The 17,523-nt window shown below is 68.9% G+C and carries 14 protein-coding genes; 9 read left to right on the top strand and 5 right to left on the bottom strand.

Features of this window, described 5'->3' with window-relative positions:
• Position 1 precedes the first annotated feature (1 nt).
• A complete protein-coding gene (locus tag RIA68_01310; protein ID MEQ8316069.1) occupies positions 2-2,815 on the bottom strand; it encodes a DUF2339 domain-containing protein in 2,814 nt (937 codons plus the stop codon).
• 100 nt (positions 2,816-2,915) lie between these two features.
• Between RIA68_01310 and RIA68_01305 the strand changes: the two genes are divergently transcribed.
• Both RIA68_01305 and hutU read left to right on the top strand, forming a co-directional pair.
• Entirely contained in the window at positions 2,916-4,439 is a 1,524-nt protein-coding gene (locus RIA68_01305) for a histidine ammonia-lyase (GenBank protein ID MEQ8316068.1), read from the top strand.
• Between the two features lie 6 nt (positions 4,440-4,445).
• Positions 4,446-6,167, top strand: a complete 1,722-nt coding sequence (hutU, locus tag RIA68_01300; GenBank protein MEQ8316067.1) for a urocanate hydratase — start codon at positions 4,446-4,448, stop codon at positions 6,165-6,167.
• 23 nt (positions 6,168-6,190) lie between these two features.
• Here hutU and RIA68_01295 read toward each other — a convergent pair whose 3' ends face one another.
• Both RIA68_01295 and RIA68_01290 read right to left on the bottom strand, forming a co-directional pair.
• The gene (locus RIA68_01295; GenBank protein MEQ8316066.1) at positions 6,191-6,943 is read right to left on the bottom strand and encodes a hypothetical protein; all 753 of its coding nucleotides are present in this window, start codon (positions 6,941-6,943) and stop codon (positions 6,191-6,193) included.
• A 93-nt stretch (positions 6,944-7,036) separates the two neighbouring features.
• Complete coding sequence (locus RIA68_01290; GenBank protein MEQ8316065.1) at positions 7,037-7,414, bottom strand: hypothetical protein; 378 nt, start codon at positions 7,412-7,414, stop codon at positions 7,037-7,039.
• Between RIA68_01290 and ruvA the strand changes: the two genes are divergently transcribed.
• The 5 genes from ruvA to RIA68_01265 all read left to right on the top strand — a co-directional run bounded on the left by ruvA (position 7,413) and on the right by RIA68_01265 (position 13,382).
• Positions 7,413-8,036, top strand: a complete 624-nt coding sequence (gene ruvA, locus RIA68_01285; protein ID MEQ8316064.1) for a Holliday junction branch migration protein RuvA — start codon at positions 7,413-7,415, stop codon at positions 8,034-8,036. The two genes, RIA68_01290 and ruvA, sit on opposite strands and share 2 nt — an antisense overlap.
• Positions 8,037-8,069: 33 nt before the next feature.
• A complete protein-coding gene (locus RIA68_01280) occupies positions 8,070-9,215 on the top strand; it encodes a mannose-1-phosphate guanylyltransferase (GenBank protein ID MEQ8316063.1) in 1,146 nt (381 codons plus the stop codon).
• Positions 9,215-9,751, top strand: coding sequence for a Holliday junction resolvase RuvX (ruvX, locus tag RIA68_01275; protein ID MEQ8316062.1), 537 nt, complete (start codon positions 9,215-9,217; stop codon positions 9,749-9,751). Before RIA68_01280 ends, ruvX begins: the two co-directional genes overlap by 1 nt.
• Positions 9,720-10,703, top strand: a complete 984-nt coding sequence (locus RIA68_01270; protein MEQ8316061.1) for a hypothetical protein — start codon at positions 9,720-9,722, stop codon at positions 10,701-10,703. The genes ruvX and RIA68_01270 overlap by 32 nt, the downstream gene beginning before the upstream one ends.
• A gap of 102 nt (positions 10,704-10,805) precedes the next feature.
• Positions 10,806-13,382, top strand: coding sequence for a peptidase MA family metallohydrolase (locus RIA68_01265; GenBank protein ID MEQ8316060.1), 2,577 nt, complete (start codon positions 10,806-10,808; stop codon positions 13,380-13,382).
• 2 nt (positions 13,383-13,384) lie between these two features.
• Here the strand turns inward: RIA68_01265 and RIA68_01260 are convergent, their stop codons facing one another.
• Together RIA68_01260 and RIA68_01255 are read right to left on the bottom strand one after the other, a co-directional pair.
• The gene (locus RIA68_01260; protein MEQ8316059.1) at positions 13,385-14,749 is read right to left on the bottom strand and encodes a GC-type dockerin domain-anchored protein; all 1,365 of its coding nucleotides are present in this window, start codon (positions 14,747-14,749) and stop codon (positions 13,385-13,387) included.
• Positions 14,750-14,794: 45 nt separating this feature from the next.
• Positions 14,795-15,748, bottom strand: a complete 954-nt coding sequence (locus RIA68_01255; GenBank protein MEQ8316058.1) for a MoxR family ATPase — start codon at positions 15,746-15,748, stop codon at positions 14,795-14,797.
• Positions 15,749-15,941: 193 nt separating this feature from the next.
• On the opposite strand from RIA68_01255, the gene RIA68_01250 reads away from it, so the two are divergent.
• Both RIA68_01250 and atpB read left to right on the top strand, forming a co-directional pair.
• Positions 15,942-16,460 (top strand): hypothetical protein, encoded by a 519-nt coding sequence (locus RIA68_01250; GenBank protein ID MEQ8316057.1) that lies wholly within the window; start codon positions 15,942-15,944, stop codon positions 16,458-16,460.
• Positions 16,436-17,476 (top strand): F0F1 ATP synthase subunit A, encoded by a 1,041-nt coding sequence (gene atpB / locus RIA68_01245; GenBank protein MEQ8316056.1) that lies wholly within the window; start codon positions 16,436-16,438, stop codon positions 17,474-17,476. Before RIA68_01250 ends, atpB begins: the two co-directional genes overlap by 25 nt.
• Positions 17,477-17,523 lie beyond the last annotated feature (47 nt).

The following is a 17,523-nucleotide window of genomic DNA, read 5'->3' as shown; positions in this document are numbered from 1 at the left end:
TTCATCTCCGGGAGTTCGGCCGGTTGAACGTGTCGTCGTCCGGAGTTGTTCCTCCCTGCTGCGAGCCAACCGTCCTCGGCGTCTTCACACGCCCCATCATGGCCGCGTATCCCACGCCCGCCCCGAGCAGGATCAGCCCCACCACCGCCGAGCCGATGATCCGTGTCAGGCCGTCGAGGGCTGCCATGTCGAGCAGCACGGCCTTGATCGCCGTGACGCCAAGCAGCGCGAGGCCCGCCCACCGCACGGCCGCGATGCCCCCGGCCAGCCGCACGCCCAGCGCGATCGTCGCCACGGCGTACAGCGCCCACCAGACCGAGAGCGCCGCATTCGGCGCCGCCTCACCCGCAACGCCCATCCAGTCGACGGAGCGGTAGACCTCCGACGAACTGAGCACGAAGCCCAGCACGCCCACACCGACGAATGCCGACCTCCGAAGCGCGCGACGCACCGCAGCTTGGTCCCATGGCACGCCGTCAACATCTCTCGAGCGTCCCAGCCTCCAGCCGACGGCCAGCAGCGACGCCATGACGATAAAGCCGGACGCGATCGCACGGTGCAGCAGCGGGACCGCGTCGATGTCGCCCCAGTCCGTCGCCACGCGGTGCCCCACCCAGATCGCCGCCATCAGCAGCGCCGCGCCGCACGAGAGCTTTGCAAGCAACCAGGACCGCAACACCCGCAAATCGACGACCGCCAGTGCCGAAACGCCCGCGACCAGAAGCGACCAGCCGACGACCAGGTTGCCAAACGGTGTTCCGTCTCCCAGGAGCATCTCGGCGAAAGCCGCCAGCGCCACGCCGACCGAGACCATGCGAACGACCGGGGGCACCCGGCGGACGCCGCTCGCCGCGATCCACGCGAGCCCGACGAACAGCAGCGACCACGACGCATCGGTCCACGAGACCACCACGTCGGCCGGCAGCAGCCGGGCGCTCTTGAGCGCCGCCGTTGCTGCAAACGACGAAACGCCCGTGCCGAGCACGAGGATCGCCGCGGCCGCGTTTCGCAGATCGAGCCGCCGCACGGCAACCGCTCCATGGGCGGCGAGCACGCCCACGATGGCCCACGCCGCGCCGAGCGAGAGCGCCTCACTGCCGGGCCCGATGAGCGCAAACGCCGCGGCCGCCAGCGCGGTGATCGCCGTGGCCTGCCGGTAGCGCGACCGACGCAACAGGAACGCCGCAACAGCGATGGCGGCCGACACGACGAACACCTGGGCCGACCACGACGTGACTCGTAGGCCCAGCAATGCTGTCGACGCGAGCGCCTCGTCTTGCAGGTCGACGATTGCAAGCCCAAGGTCGAACGTCACGACCCGCGCCAGCCCGAACCCCATGAAGAGCAGGCCCAGCACGCTCGCCGCGGCGAATCGCACGCGCACGCCGAACGCGACCGCGGCCAGGCCCACCAGGGCCCAGGTAATGACCTCCGCCGCGCCGCCGAGCCCCGTCGCGATCGTGATCGCCAGCAACGCAGCCGCGTCGATGACCAGCGCCGTCGCGAGGGCAGACCGTGCCGACGGGTGGTTCGTCCACAACGACCGGCCCGGCGCACTGGCCAGCGCGACGGCAATCGACGCGAGCATCAACGCCCCGGGCACGACCCACACAAGCCCCGCCGCGTGCTCGTGGACCGCGACCGCCATGAGCACCACCGCCCACACCGTCACGCCAAAGACCGAGTTGATCCACCGCGCCTCGGGCGTCCAGAGAGCCAGCAGATCGAACCGGATCGCCTCGCCCGGCTCCGTGCGCACGAAACCGGCGCTCGATTCGTCGGGCCAATCGACGCTCGGACGCAGTCGGGCGAAGAAGCGCGCCGACGCATAGAGCTCGGCGATCGTCATCGCCCACACGAGCGACGCGAACACGACCACGGGCGCCAGCCGGTCCTCCAGCACGCTAAGGCCCCAGAGCGTGCCCATGACGGCCGTGCCCCACCACGCGAGCCGGCGGATGATGGCGAAACCGTGGCCCTTCCAGCCCGCCAGCACGAGCCCCATCGCCAGTAGCGCCAGCAGGTACGCCGGCAGCGCGACGTACGACGGCGAGTCAGTCCGCACGACCAGCGGCACGACGAATGCGCCGATGAGCGACAGCCCCGACAGCAGCACGCGGTTCGAGAGCGCCCCAAGCAGCACGCCCGAGAGCGACGTGAGCGCAAGCAGTACGAACGCCACCGGGATCGGCATGAGCTCGTAGATCCGCGCAGCCGCGAGGATCGAGCCGAAGACGACCGCCAGGCCCGCCGCACTCACGCCGCTCGAGGCGAGGTCGTTGATCCGCCGACGGAACACCTCGCCGACGGCGACGAGGCCGATGCCGAACGCGGCACCGAGCGCGCACCGGACCCAGCCGGGCACCTGATCGACCCAGCCACGATCCCAGGCTTCTTTCAGGAAGAATCCCGCGGCGATGACCAGCACCAGCACGCCGGCCAGCACGATGCCCTTGGCCCCCACCAGCCACTCGAGCTCCGACAGGTTCCACGCGCGCCGTGCCTGCTCTTCCGGATCACCGTCCTCGTGTTCGTCGACCGGCAGCGGCGGCGCGGGAGCCACCGGCGGCGCATCATCTCGCGCACTCGCCGCGGCCATCTTCTTCTCGCGGAGTTCCTCGAACAGGCTCTTCGCCCGAGGCTCCTCGGCCGCGGGTTCGTCGACCGGCGGCTCGGCGGCCGCAGGCTCCTCCGTCGTGAGCTCCTCGGACGCCAGCCGGGTCTCGATCGCGTCGAGCCGGTGCTGCAGGGCCCGCAGCTGCGCGCGAACCTCTGACAGCTCTCGCCTTGCGTCGTCGTGTGGCATGTCCGCCATCGATAGTTAGTATACACTTTACTTGCTCGGGAGTCCACCGATGGCGGAATCGGCATCACCTCGCCATGCCGGCCCAGACGACACGCCAAGAATCGCCCCGATGCCAAACGAATCCCCCCTTTTGCTCGACGCATCCGCACTCTCGATCGACGACTTCGTGGCAGTCGCACGGCGGGGCAGGCCCGTCGCCGTGTCGCCGGCCGTCATGGAGCGGCTCGGTGCCACCCGTGCGAAGCTCGAAGCCCTCACCACCGACGGCAACGCCTACTACGGCATCAATACCGGCTTCGGCTCGCTCGCCCGCACCCGAATCAACTCCGAGAAGCTCCGCGAGCTCCAAGCCAACCTCATCCGCAGCCATGCCGCCGGCGTGGGAGAGCCACTCGGCCAGGACGTCGTCCGCGGCATGATGCTCCTGCTCGCCGCGTCGCTCTCGCGTGGGTACTCGGGCGTTCGGCCCGTCGTGGTCGAGACGATCCTCGCCTGGCTCAATGCAGGGCTCACGCCTGTTGTCCCCTCGCTCGGTTCGGTCGGCGCGTCGGGAGATCTTGCACCTCTCGCGCACGCCGTGCTCTCGATGATGGGCGAGGCGCCGACGATGGACGGCCGCACGCCGCGGGACGCCGGCATCGAGCCGCTGACGCTCGAGGCGAAGGAAGGGCTCGCGCTCATCAACGGCACGCACCTGATGGCGGCGCGGGCGGCGCTCCTGCTCGAAGACTACAGCCGCCTGACGAATGCGGCGCTCGTTGCCAACGCCATGTCGATCGATGCCTTCCGCGCGACCGATTCCTATCTCCAGCCACGGGTCCACATGGCTCGCAACAACACCAAGACGGGCACGGTCGCTGCGAACCTGCAGAGACTTCTTGCAGGCAGCGAGATCCTGCCAAGCCACCGCACCGATGATCCACGAGTGCAGGATCCGTACTCGTTCCGTTGCGCTCCCTATGTACTCGGAGCCGCGAACGACGCGGCCAACTACGTTCATGAGGCAACCCTGCGTGAGCTGGGCGCCGTCACCGACAACCCGCTGCTCTTCGACAACGATGACACGCTCGACGTCGTGAGCGCCGGCAACTTCCACGGCATGCCCATCGCCATCCCGCTCGACACGCTGGCGATCGCCATCGCCCACGTCGCGGGCATCAGCGAGCGCCGCGTCTTTGCCATCCTGGCCGCCAGCGACCCCGAGACCCACCTGCTGCCCTACCTCTCGCACGGCCCGGGCCTGCACAGCGGGCTCATGATCGCCCAATACACCGCGGCCGCGCTGGTCAACGAGATCGCGGGCCTCGCCAGCCCCGCCAGCGTGATCAACCTGCCCACCAGCGCCGGCATCGAGGACTACAACAGCTTCGGGCCTCGCAGCGCTGCCAAGGCCGCTCGAGCGCTCGAACTCGCCGAGAGCGTCGTTGCCATCGAGATGATCTGCGCCGCCGAAGGCATCGAGTTCCACCGCCCGCTCAAGTCCGGCCCAGCGGTGGAAGAGGCGCTGAAACGAATCCGATCCGTCGTGCCCTCCTTCTCGGCCGACCGCAGCCCGGCCCCGGCCATCGAGGCGGTCTCGGCACTCATCCGGGGCGGCGCGTTCGCCGACATCTTCGAGTTCGCGGGCGAATAATCCGCTATGACGACCACGACGACGCCCACCGCCATCCGCGCCCCGCGTGGCTCGACCAAGACCTGCAAGACCTGGCAGGCCGAGGCCGCCATGCGCATGCTCATGAACAACCTCGACCCAGAGGTCGCCGAGCGGCCCGAGGACCTGGTGGTCTACGGCGGCCGCGGCCGGGCGGCCCGCAATTGGCCCAGCTACGAGGCCATCATCGCCACGCTCAAGCGGCTTGAGACAGACGAGACCCTGCTCGTGCAGAGCGGCAAGCCCGTCGGCGTCGTCCGCACGCACGAAGACGCCCCCCGCGTGCTCATCGCCAACAGCAACCTCGTGCCCCACTGGGCAACCCAGGAGCACTTTGACGAACTCGAGAAGGCCGGGCTCATGATGTTCGGTCAGATGACCGCGGGAAGCTGGATCTACATCGGCACGCAGGGCATCCTGCAGGGGACGTACGAGACCTTCGCCCAGTGCGCCCGCGACCACTTCGGCGGAACCCTGAAGGGCAGGCTCTGCGTCACCGCTGGCTGCGGCGGCATGGGCGGCGCCCAGCCGCTGGCCGTCACGCTGTGCGGCGGCGTGTGCCTCATCGCCGACGTCGACCTCTCCCGCCTGAAGAAACGCCAGCACGACAAGTACCTCGACGAAATCGTGGATGGCATCGACGCCGCGATCGATCGGGCCCTCGAGTGTAAGAAGCTCGGCGACGCCAGGAGCATCGGCGTCGAGTGCAATGCCATCGAGCTGCTCGAGCGCCTGATCGAGCGCAACGAAACGGTCGACGCACTCACCGACCAGACGAGCGCCCACGACCCGCTCGAGGGCTACACGCCCATCGAGTACGCGTTCGAGCAGGCCAGGCAGGCGCGCCAGGACGACCCCGACGCCTACCAGAAGCTCTCCCTTTCCAGCATGGCCCGCCACGTGCGCGCCATGCTCGAGCTCCAGCAGCGCGGCGCCATCACCTTCGACTACGGCAACAACATCCGCCAGCGCGCCAAGGACACGGGCGTCGAGAACGCCTTCGACTTTCCCGGCTTCGTCCCCGCCTTCATCCGCCCCCAGTTCTGCCTGGGCCGCGGGCCCTTCCGGTGGGTCGCCCTCTCGGGAGATCCGGAGGACATCTACGTCACCGACAAGGCCATCCTCGACGCCTTCCCGCGCGACGCCAACGACTACAACGCCCGCCTGCACGACTGGATCCTCGGCTGCCACGCCAACCCCGACGCGCTGCAAGCCGGCGACTTCGAAAACTGCGCCCCGCGCTTCGGCTGGCAGGGCCTGCCCGCCCGCATCTGCTGGCTGGGCCTGGGCGAGCGCGACAAGGCCGGCCTGATCTTCAACGACCTCGTCAAGTCGGGCAAGGTGAGCGCACCCATCGTCATCGGCCGCGATCATCTGGACTGCGGCAGCGTGACCAGCCCCAACCGCGAGACCGAGGCCATGAAGGACGGCACCGATGCCGTGAGCGACTGGTCGCTGCTGAACTTCGCCGTGAACATCGCGAGCGGCGCAAGCTGGACCAGCTTCCACCACGGCGGCGGCGTGGGCATCGGATTCTCCCAGCACGCCGGCCAGGTCATCGTGGCGGACGGAACGCCTCAGGCGGCGCGACGCCTGGAGCGCGTGCTAACCAACGACCCCATGATGGGCGTCTTCCGGCATGCGGATGCGGGCTACGCGGATGCGAAGAAGTGCGCTTCGGACCTGAGGGTTGACATCCCGATGGCGTAGCCATCCGTCGACCGGCCCATAGGTCACACCCCCGCCCCGCACCCGGGACACGCTGCGCCCCCGGGTCTGGTGCGGTCCAGGCCGGTCAGGTCGTAGCCGCACGATGGGCAGGGCTGGGCGATCGAGGCGCGACCCGCGCGGAGCCAGGCAAAGACGCCCGCGACCACGATGATGCCCGGAAGAAGGAAGCCGATCACCAGGGCGGCGTTGATGGCGTGCTGCACGCTCATCGAGGGCACGAAGTACCAGCCAAATGGGACCACGAGGGCGGCCACGAAGAAGTAGACAAAGAAGATCACCGTCCACCGGGCCGCGACGCGACGCCGGGCCCTGCGGCTCGACCGCGCCCCGCCGACGCGTCCGGCGACAGGGCCCGGACCGGGCACCGCCGCGCCCGAACCCTCGATCGCCGGGGCCGACGCGTCCTTCTCCCATACCGCGCGGTCGCGCGGCAGGGCCCAGGTCATCTCGCACGCAGGGCAGGTCGTGCGTCCGCTGACCCCGGCTCGGACTTCGGTCAGGTCCTGTCCGCACTGGGGGCAGTGGGGTCTGGCCCCAGGCATGTCGGCAGAGCCGCGCGGACGCAAGAGGACGATGAGCCCGAGGGCGCAGAGGGCACCGACGACCAGCGTCCCCACCCGCGTGACGACGGCGCTGCCCGGCAGGGCCGGCGCGAAGGCCCCGGCAACCAGGGCAAGGACCATGCCCAGGACGAGAACCACCACCAGGACCTGGCGCGTGAGGCTGGCTTGCGGGGATGGGGCTCCGCCTTGCATGGCGGGTTTCTAGGGCTCCCAACACCCGGTGGAGGCCGCCGAAGGCTCGTCGCACGCAGGAATCGGCGAGGCATCGGAGCTCATGCGTGCGCCTCACGGGCTCGCGGAGTCCATCGCGGCCCCAGGATCGCGCAGCGCAGCCCGTGCGTTGCGCGCGCTCGGACCTGTGATATTCGTGATGGGCCCCGTGGCGTCCAGCATGGGAGCTGCGCTTTGCATCATCGTGACCGTGGTTCCCATCATGGCTCCTGCGCATCCCGACATGACGGCTGTTGTTCCCATCATGGTTGTTGTGCTTCCCTTCATGGCTCCCATGGTTTCCTTCACGACCACCAACGCTTCCATCACGGAAGCCGTGACAGAAACAACGCACGCCATGGACGCCACCGTCGCGTCCGAAAACCGCATCATCCGCGCCTCGCCGCGGATATCCTGATCCGGCACGGATGCCACAGAGGGGACCCCATCCATGATCGCGCACCTCCATGGCACCATCGCGGACATCCAGAAGGGCAAGGCAACGATCGCCACCGCCTCTGGTGTGTCGTATGACGTGCTGCTGCCGCCCTACCTCGATGGCCAGATCGGCAGGGTTGGCGCCACCGTGCAACTCTCTACCGTGCACGTCCTGGAGAGCCCCAACCAGGGCGCCACCTTCCTCCCCCGCCTCTTCGGCTTCGCGACCGCCGCCGACCGCGAGGTCTACGAGGCGATGACGCAGATCAGGGGCCTCGGCCACCGCAAGGCCCTGCGCGCGCTCGCCGAGCCCCCCACGCAGGTCGCCGCCATGATCGCGCGGGGCGACGAGGTCGGCCTGAAGCGCCTGCCCGAGATCGGCGCCAAGCTCGCCAAGACGCTGGTCGAGGAACTCGGCCAGGCCTTCCGCGACAAGCTCGCGATCGAAGAGATGGAATCGTCCGTCGAAGTGAAGGCCGCGCCGAGCGACCCGCAGGCCGAGGATGCCGTGCGCGCCCTCATCGCGCTGGGCGAGCAGCCCGCCGAAGCGTCGCGCAAGGTCACGCTCGCGCGGCAGAAGCGGAATGCAAAGGACGTCGAGGCGTCCGAGCTCGTATCGCTCGCACTCTCGCTCTGAGACGCTCCCGGCAGCGCGGCATACGGTGCCTCGATGGACGCACACCGCTACGCGATGGTTATGGCCGGGGGCTCGGGCACGCGCCTGTGGCCCATGAGCCGCAAGGCGCAACCGAAGCAGCTCCTGCGCTTCCTGGCCGAACCCGGCCGCTCGACGCCGCGGAGCCTGATCGAAGTGTCGGCCGGGCGGCTCGACGGCCTGGTGCCCGAGAAGAACCTCCTCGTCTGCACGCTCGAACGCTACCGCGACGACGTCGCGGCCGTGCTGTCCTCGCTCTCGAAGGACCAGATCCTGGGCGAGCCCGTCGGGCGTGACACCGTGAATGCCGTGGGGCTGACGGCCGCCGTGCTCGCGAGCAAGGACCCGCAGGCGTCGTTCTGCGTCATGACGGCCGACCACGTCATCGAGCCGGTCGCGACGTTCCAGGAGGTCGTCCGGCAGGGCTTCGAACTGGTCGAGCGCGAGCCCCGCACGCTCGTCACGTTCTCCATCGAACCAACCCATCCCGCCACCGGCTACGGCTACGTCAAGCGTGCCGGCGCAATCGAGGGCACCAGCGACCTGGGCTACCACGTCGAGAAGTTCGTCGAAAAGCCCGACGAGGCGACCGCCAAGCAGTACATCAAGGAAGGCGTCTACGGCTGGAACAGCGGCATGTTCGTGTGGAAGGCCCAGACGTTCCTCGATTGCCTGAAGAGCTTCCTGCCCGCCTCCCACAACGGCCTGATGGAGATCGCCCGCGCCTGGGACACCGAGGACCGCGACGCCGTGCTGCACCGCGTGTATCCCGAGCTTCCCAAGAAGAGCGTCGACTACGCCGTGATGGAGCCGGCGACCACGCACGCCGCGAAGAACGCCGTCGGCGGCGCCATCTCCGTCGCCACGCTGCGCATGGACGTCTCGTGGCTCGACGTCGGCTCGTGGGCCAGCTACGCCGCGACGCTCTCGGCCGACCCGAGCGAGAACCGCGTCGCCCCGATCGCCGAGGACGCCAGCGCCATCGCACACCAGAGCAGCGGCAACCTCGTCGTGAACAACGAGCCGGGCCACACCATCGCCCTGCTGGGCTGCGAGGACATGGTCGTCGTGCACACGAGGGGCGCCACGCTGATCATGCCCAGCGCCCGGGCCGAAGCGCTGAAGGACCTGCACGCGACGCTGCCCGAGACGCTGATGTAATGGGCTTCGGCCCCGCCATCACGCGCTACATCGCCATCGACCTGGGCGACCGCCGCACCGGCCTGGCCGTGGGCGACGACCACACCAACGTCGCCTCGCCGTGGAAGACCCTCGAGATCCCCATCGAACACGAGGGCGGCGAGAAGCTCATCAACGCGATCGAGAAGGAAGTCGCCCGTGAGTACGGCAAGAGCCCTCGCCTCGAGCTGGTCGTGGGCCTGCCCCTGCACCTCGACGGCCGAGAGAGCGACCGCAGCAAGAAAGCCAGAGTCTTCGCCGAGAGGCTTGGGACCACGCTCGGCCGCACCGTACACCTCGCCGACGAACGCCTGACCAGCAAGCAGGCCGACTGGGCCATGGGCGGCTCGGGACTGACCCACCTCCAGAAGAAACGACGGCGCGACTCGATCGCGGCTGCCGCACTCCTCCAGGGGTTCCTCGATCGCCTGAGGGCCCCGGAGGCCAACGATGCCGATGAAGGCAAGAACCCAGGAGCGCATCCCAATGATGACCGCGTGGGGGAAGAAGGGACGTAAGACCATGCGCACGGACGTGCTGAGCGTTGTTCTGACCGCCTCGATGCTCGTGGGCGGGCCCCTCGCCTGTGCCCACCAGTCAGAGGCTGGATCTTCCGTCGCGGTGCCGCGGAGCCAGGCCGCCACGGCCCAGCCCGAGTACGAGGCGGCCGAGGACGTGCTGGCCGCGCTCGAGGACGCCGACGAGGGCCTGCGCACCTTCACCAGCGGCATCATCTACACGACCATTACCGACCTGGGCGGCGCGCTGAAGCGCCGCACGGGCCAGATCGCCTTTGCGCAAGAGCCATCGGACGGTGGCCCGACCAACCGCCGCTTCGCCGTCAGCTTCGACACCTACCTGGTCGGCGAACGCTACTTCGAGGACGAGCGCGCCCTGCAGACCATCGCCTTCGACGGCCGCTTCCTCACCGAGATGCTCCACAGCGAGCAGCAGATCAACAAGCGCGAAATCGTTGCGCAAGGCCAGGACGTCGACCCCTTCGAGCTCGGCGACGGCCCCTTCCCCCCGCTGCCCATCGGCCAGCAGAAGGACGACATCCTCCGCCGCTACGACGTGCGGCTGGTTCCCGCGACCGAGAGCCTCGAGCCCAGCGACGACCTCGACCCCGACGACCCCTTCGACCTGCCCGAGATCCGCGTCGCCGAGGGGCTCATGCGTTTCGCCGAGGGCTCGGTCCAGCTCCTGCTCGTCCCCAGGCGCGCAAGTGCTGACACGAAGTTCAGCGAGATCCGCCTGTGGTACAAGGCCGACGACTCGGGCCGCCTGCTGCCACGCATGAGCCGGACCGTCGACGCCAACTCGCGCGACGTCTCGATCGTCCAGCTCATGCACCCCTTGAAGATCAACGACGCCCCCCGCGAGGACCTGCTGACCATCGAGCCGCCCGAAGGCTGGACCGTCAACGAGACCCGCCTCAGCACCCCGACAACCGGCAGGGAACGCCCCTAGGAAGCCGCTTTCCCGCAAGCCGCACGGCCCGGATGGGCGAAGAACATGGGGTCGGGAGGCGTTGATCCCATGATGCGAGCCCACCGGAAGAGCCCGAGAACCATGCTGGTCGCCCTTCTGGCGGCCGCGGGGCTCGCCATCGCCCAGAACCGGGTGCAGGACGACGGCATCAGCCTGTCGCCCGCCGTCGAGCGAGCCCTCGACGCCACGTACCTGACCGACGACGAGCGCCGCGACCTACGCCTCTTCCACGGCCAGTGGACCGCCGAGGACCTGGCCAACCCCGCCATCGCGGCCCGCGCCGCGTTGCTGGCCGGCGACCTCAACCACCAGGCACTCGACAGCGACGACGCAAGCCCGCTCGACCGGGCTGAGGCGATGATCCTCCGCGGCGACGTGCGGGCGGGTCTCGAACTGATCGAGGACGACCAAACCATGCGCGCGCTCCGCGTGCGCGCACAGGCGTCCGAGCTCCTCGGCGATCTCGAATCGGTCCGCCGCACCACCGACATCGCCATGACCCGCCTCGCCCGCGAACGGGCCGAGGGTGCCGAAGAACTCACCGAAGGCGTACGCGTCCTGATCATCCGCGCCCGCACCGTCGGCGTCGAGCAGGGCGCCGACGACTATGGCCTGATGGCCAACCTGCTGGCCACCGTGCGCGACGAGCTCGACCGCCTCTACTGGCCCGCGCGCCTGGCCGAAGCGGAGCTGCTCGACGCCCGCGACAACCGCCCCCAGGCGCGCGAGGCGTTGCTCGAGACGCTCTCGCTCAATCCAGCCAGCGCCGCGGCCTGGCGCGCTCTGGGCGAGAGCCACGTCCGCGCGTTCAACTTCGACGCCGCCGAGGCCGTGGCCAACGAGCTCGACCGCATCGCCGCCTCCGTGCGCCCGGGCGCAACCTCGCCCGACGCAGCGCTCATCCGCGCGCGCTCGCTGCTCCGTCAGAAGGAGCCGCGCCTGGCCGCCGAGGCCGTCGACGAGCTCCTCGCAGACTACTCCACCATGCGCGACGCGCTGGCGCTCCGCCTGGCCATCGCCGCCGTCTATCGCGACACCGAGACCGAGCAAGAGCTCCTGGCAGCCCTCGAGGAACTCTCCCCCGGCAGCGCCATGCCCCACTACGAGGCCGGCCGCCAATTGGCCGACTGGCGCCAGTACGCCCCCGCCATGGCCTACCTGCAGGAAGCGACCGCGCGCCAGCCCGCCTGGCCCGAGCCCTGGATCGAGCTGGGCCTGCTCGCCATGCAGGCCGCCGAGGACCAGACCGCCATCGCCGCCCTGGAGCGAGCGACGACCCTCGACCCCTTCAACGTCCGCGCCAAGAACACGCTGCGGCTCGCGACCGAGCTGGCCAACTACGAGCGCATCGAGACCGAGCACTTTACCATCCGCTATCGCAGCGGTCCCGACGCCGTGCTGGCCGAAGAGATGGCGCCCGTCATGGAGCACATCCACGCCCGCATCACGGGCGCCGTCAACAACGGCCTCGACCACGAGCCCGACCGCAAGACCGTCATCGACCTCATGCCCAGCCACGACTGGTTCGCCGTGCGCATCACGGGCATGCCAGACATCTTCACCATCGCCGCGAGCACCGGGCCGGCGATCGCCATGGAGACGCCGCGCCCCAACCCGGGCAGCACGACGCAGGGCTATGACTGGCCCCGCGTCTTGCAGCACGAGTACGTGCACACGGTCGGCCTCAGCCGCACGAAGAACCGCGTGCCCCACTGGTTCACCGAGGCGCAGGCCGTGTTCCTCGAGGACGGGCCGTGGGACGAGAACCGCGCCCGCATGCTGACGGCGGCCCTCGAAAAGGACGCGTTGTTCGCGCTCGATGACCTGAGCCTGGGCTTCATCCGGCCCAAGCGACCCGGCGACCGCAGCCTCGCGTATGCGCAGTCGGCCTGGCTCTACCAGTACCTCGTCGAGCGCTACGGCTCGCAGGCGCCGCTCGACCTCATGGACGCCTACGCCCGGGGCCAGACCCAGCGCGAGGCGTTCGAGAGCGTACTCGAGATCGACCAGGACGAGCTCGAATCAGCGTTCCTCGCCTGGGCCGCCCGGCAGGCCCGAGGCTGGGGCCTGCTGCCGCCCGAGCGATACCCCACGCTCGACCAGCTCGCCCAGCAATACCAGGACGACACGGGCGACGAGGCCCCGACGATGACGGCGCTGCTCGAGGCCTACCCCGACCACCCGCAGCTCATCGAAGAACTCGCGCGCAACCGCCTCGAGGGCAACAACGGCCGACCCACGCCCGAGATGCACGACATCCTGACGCGGTGGGCCCAGGCCGTGCCCGTGGCCGACGAGCCCCGGCGCATGCTGGTCCTGCTCGCCCGCGAAGACGGCATCGACCCCGCCGACGACACGACAATTGGCTACCTCGAGCACCTCGACGCCCGCGCGCAGTACACGGGCGCGTACGCGGCCGAGCTCGCCCGCCTCTACATGCAGCGTGACGAAACCGACAAGGCCCTCGCCAAGGCCAGCCGGGCGGTGCAGATCGAGCCCTTCGACGCGCCGCTCCGCGAGCTGGCTGCCACCATCGCCTGGCGCGCCGGCGAGTTCACGAGGGCCCGCGACCACGTCGAGGCCCTCACCATCATCGAGCCCGACCGCGACATCCACCGCCAGCGTCTGGACGCGATGAACCAGCGGCTGAACCGCTAGGGTCAGCAGCCCGCGTCGAACGCCGTCTGGAACGCCAGGAAGTCGAAGATCGTCAACTCACCGTCGCCGTCGAAGTCGGCGAGCGCGTCTCCGTCTTGGAAGAGGTTGAGGTAGGCGAGGAAGTCGAAGATGGTGAGGACGCCGTCGAGGTCGAGGTCGGCTTCGCAGATCTCGCAATCAAGGACGAAGCTATAGGCGGCACCAGTTGGCTCCGACGCGGGGGGCCACTCGCCCGCGTGGCTGATGACAACGGTCCGCCCATCGGTCGCCGTCGCGTGGCCGGTGGTGCGGTAGAGCCCGTAGGGTGCCGCGGGCTCGGGGTCGACCATCGTCGCAAGACGCCACATCCCGTTGCTGCCGCGCCTGAAGACGTAGCCGACGGTCTCGAATGGCTTCCAGCTCCGCCCGGTGTACGAGCCGCAGACCATGGTGTCGCCGCTGAGCGACAGGCCGACCCCCAGGCCGATGGACTCATCGACCACGCCCTCCAGCGTCACGTCCTGGTGGAACACCGGCCCATCCGGCGTCACGTCATACACGAAGACCGAGCCGGCCACATGCGTACCTCCGCCCCAGACGGCAAGGGTCGAGCCGTCGAGCGCCATGGACCTGCCGAATGCGCCACCGGGTACCGGTGGTTGCATTCGCTCGTGGAACACGAGCTGGCCGCTCGCGTCGCGACGATACACGTAGATGGACGGGGCATGACCGTTCATGGCCCCGATGAACGCCCAGTCGTCGCTGATGACCATCGGCAACCCGAACCCATCGAAGAGGCTCCGCTGCTCGATCGTCTGCATCAATTCCCACCCCTCGCCGACCTCCTGGTACAAGAACACGGTCCCGTCGCGCGAGATGAGCACCGAGTCACCACGCAGCGCAACGTCGTTGCCGAAGCCGCCGGTGGGATGCGTGGGTGCGTCGGGGGCCTGGAAGCGATCAGTCTCTATCCACTGCCCGAGAGCACGGTCGAACCGGTAGACGTGACCGAGCCCTTGCCGAGAGTCGCCGTTTCGTGTTGCGGTCGTCGCGATCATGAGGTCGCCCTCGACCGCGAAGTTTCCAAAGCCCCGGTATACACCGACGTCCAGCGGGTAGATCAATTGGCGACTGGTCCACCGACCGTCCTCTAGGGCGAACGAATAGATGGCCCCGTTGACACAGCCGGGTGTCGTGCCGCCGCCCGGACACGGCCCGAGAGCGCCCGAGTCTCTGATGAGCAGCCGGCCCGAGTCGATCACCATGCGAACGCCGAAAGCGCTGCCGTACCCCGCCTCTGGCTCAAGGCGCTGGATCGGGCAAGGAGACTGGGCGAGGGCAGGACTAGGGCCGACGACCAGAGCGGCGAGGCAGATGGCTGTTCGCATGCCAGCATTGTCGCCGAAAACCGCGCACGATGCAATCCCAAATGCTCACGTCGGCGCTTCGACCCCCTGGATGATCCCCTCCAGGATGCTCTCGGCCTCGCGGGCGTCGCCCTGCTCGAGGCCGCCGCGGACGATCAGGCGGTGGGCGACGACGGGCATGATGTTGTCCAGCACGTCCTCGGGCACGACGTAGTCGCGGTCGTCGATGAGCGCCGTGGCGCGAGCGACCTGTGTGAGCGCCAGCGCGCCGCGGGGAGATAATCCGAGCCGAAGATCGGGCGAGCGCCGCGTCGCCCCGGCGATCGCGACCACGTACTCGAGGATCTTCGCGTCCACGCGCACGGCGTTGACCTTCGACTGCAACTCGCTCAGCGTCTCCAGCGGCATGACCGCCTCGAGCTGGGGCAGGGCCGTGCTCGCCGGCCTGCTCTCGAGCACGCGGACTTCCGTGCCCGGGTCCGGATAGCCCAGCCGCGTCCGCATCAGGAACCGGTCGAGCTGGTTCTCGGGCAGCAGGTACGTGCCCTCGAAGTCATAAGGGTTCTGCGTGGCGATCACCATGAACGGCTGGGGCAGCGGGTGGCTCGTGCCGTCGATCGACACCGTCGCCTCGCTCATCGCCTCCAGCAGCGCCGTCTGCGTGCGCGGCGTGGTGCGGTTGATCTCGTCGGCCAGCACGAAGTTGGCGAAGATCGGCCCGGGCTTGAACGTAAACTCGCCGCGGTCGCGGTCGTACACGCTCACGCCCAGGATGTCGCTGGGCAAGAGGTCGGGCGTCATCTGCACGCGGGCCAGCTTGCCCCGCACGCTGCGCGAGATCGCCCCGGCCAGCACCGTCTTGCCCACGCCCGGCACGTCCTCGATCAAGAGGTGCCCGCCGGCCAGCATCGTCCGCAGCACGCGGTCGATGGCCTTGGGGTTGCCCATGAACACCGAGGCGATGTTGTCGCGCAGCTTCGCGATGGGCGTCGAGGTCGGGCCGGCGGTCGCGTCGGACATGCTGCGCTCCATGCGGCCGAGTCAGGGGGCCGGAAGTCGATCGGGCCGGTGCGTCATCCCGCCGCGAGACCGAGCATACGCCAGATTCGAGGCGTCGTCGGGGCTTCGCGGGCTCGCCTACGGGGACCATGCCCGCTACCCTTACGCCCCTTCGACGGAAGACAAAACCCAGACCGCGCGACCCTGCCCGAACATGACCCAAGCGACTGCCCCACATCAGGCCTCTGAAGCCGGCAAGAACGACGCCCCGGAAGCGGCGTCGATCTCGCTCTACGGCCCGGCCGCAGTGGCCGTCGGTACCGTTGCGTCGGCCGCGGGCGCCATGTTCGGCGCGGTGCTGGCCTTCGCGGCACGGGCCGAGGGCGACTCGGTCATGGGCGGCGTCGTAGCCGCGATGCTGCTGGCCGGCTCGTGGGTGCTGGCCTGGGGCGGCGCCGCGATGACCGGGCCCTACCGCCCGGCCGTCGCCGGCATGGCCTGGCTTGCCTTGTCGACTGCGAGATTGCTGGTTTTGATCGTGGCGGGCATTGCCTTGGCGCTCGCCGCGCCAACGATGGGGCTCGGCTTGTGGCTCGCCTTGCTGGTGGGCGGGCTGACCGCGGTGGGCGTCGATTGCGCGATGGCCCTGCGGAGCTTCCGCCAGCATCTCCCCGTGTCGCCCGGATCGAACGACGCCGACCCTGAGTCGTGCAACAGCGGAGGCTCGCGTTGATGCCCTTTGGCCTGGAATCCCTGACTCCCCTGCTCGCGGCGGCCGACCCCAACGCGCTGCCCAGCCCCGTCGATCACATCGTGGCGCACCCCTTCAAGGTCACCGAGGGCGGCTGGTGGTGGTGGTCGTCGGCGACGGCCAACCTGGTCATCTCCGGCGCACTGATGCTGCTGATCGGCTTCTTCGTCGCCAAGCGCGTGCGGACGGGACCGGACGCTCAGGGCGAGGCCCGCTACCTCACCCGGGGCAAGTTCGCCCAGCTCGTCGAGGTCCTCATCGTCGGTCTGCGCGACATGATGATCAAGCCCGTGCTGGGCGACCGCAGCGACAAGTTCCTGCCGTATCTGCTCTGCGTCTTCTTCTTCATCCTCATCAACAACCTGCTGGGGATGATTCCGCTCATCGACGTCAACATGTTCATCAACTTCTACCTCGTCGAGGCCGGCGTCTTCGGCGACGACGCGACGAAGTGGAAGGACGCGCACGTCGCACCGTTCGGCGGCACCGCGACCCAGAGCATCTGGGTCACCGGATCGCTCGCGCTGATCGCCGGGTTGGTGATCAACATCGCCGGCGTGATGCGCCTGGGCGTGGGCGAATACGCCAAGCACCTGACCGCTGGCACGCCGGTCTTCCTGTGGCCCATCATGGTTCCGGTCGAGGTCATGGGCACCCTGATCAAGCCGATCGCGCTGGCCCTTCGTCTGTTCGCCGTCATGACGGCCGGCCACATCCTGCTCGCGGTCATGTTCGTGTTCTTCGAGATGATCGCCCGCGACACCGCCGCCCTCGGTACGGGCGCGGGCATGGTCGTGGCCGTCATCCTGTGGATTCCGGTCATCCTGATGGCCGTGTTCATCTTCGTGCTGGAGGTCTTCGTCAGCTTCCTGCAGGCGCTGATCTTCATGTTCCTGACGGCCGTGTTCATCGGCCTGCTCGACCATCACGGCGACCACCACGAGCACGTGGACGAGCATTACGACCAAGACGTTCCAACCGCGGTTCCGGCCGTCTGAAGCCGGTCCCCGCATTTCACGAGTATCCGAACCGATAGCACCGGCGA

It is taken from the genome of Phycisphaerales bacterium, from assembly GCA_040217175.1.
In the GTDB taxonomy this organism is placed as follows: Bacteria; Planctomycetota; Phycisphaerae; order Phycisphaerales; family UBA1924; genus JAHCJI01.
Note: the sequence above shows the minus strand (reverse complement) of the source record. Positions and strands in the feature narration are given on the sequence as shown.